This window comes from Protofrankia sp. Cr1, from assembly GCF_963555865.1.
GTDB lineage: Bacteria > Actinomycetota > Actinomycetes > Frankiales > Frankiaceae > Protofrankia.
The window spans coordinates 14719-15334 of sequence record NZ_CAUVXO010000039.1 but is presented as its reverse complement, the minus strand read 5'-3'; the positions used below and the strand labels follow the sequence as shown (position 1 = coordinate 15334).

Here is a 616-nt window from a genome sequence, read left to right as displayed (position 1 = left end):
ACCGAGAGGAGAACTCGCCATGGCAATCGAGAACGAAGAGTTGTTCGTGGAGAAGTAAACGGAACTGCTCCTGACCGCGTGGCGGGACGATGCCGCGCTCGGGCGTATCCTGACCAATCCCGCCGCAGCCGCCGCCGAGTTCGGCCTGCCGGTCGACGCCGGTGCGACCGTTCGCGTCGATCGTTCCCAGCCCGAGAACCTCTACACCAAGGACGAGGTGGTCCGGGACTGGACGGCCACCGCCGGTGTGCACATTCTGCACATCCCCCGAGCAGCCCCTTGCCAATATGTCCGAACTGACCGATGCCGACCTCGACGCCGTCGCCGTCGCCGCGGGTCTGGTCGTCATCGTCCTCGTTTTCTGACAATCACACCACTGTCACCTGGCCTGTTGCCGCCGTAGTCAGACAGGCCACGGTGCAGCGAGCGGAAGACGTGCCGGGCTCTCTGCAACCGGTACCCCGGCGAGCATCGGAGGATTTCATGACCGCTGCTGATTCCAGCATCGTTCATCGCGCTGGGCCGGTGGTGCCCGCACAGCCGACGGCTAGCCCGAGTCTGACGGATGTTGGTCGAAGATCCATCAGACCCGCCCTTGGGGGCATGGCCGGGCCTG

The 616-nt window shown here is 65.1% G+C and carries 1 protein-coding gene; it reads right to left on the bottom strand.

All coding sequences use genetic code 11. The annotated features are described in order from the left end of the window. A partial coding sequence (locus tag U9980_RS06080) for a hypothetical protein (RefSeq protein WP_322767038.1) occupies window positions 1–253 on the bottom strand: 253 nt, incomplete at its 3' end. Between the last annotated feature and the right edge of the window lie 363 nt (window positions 254–616).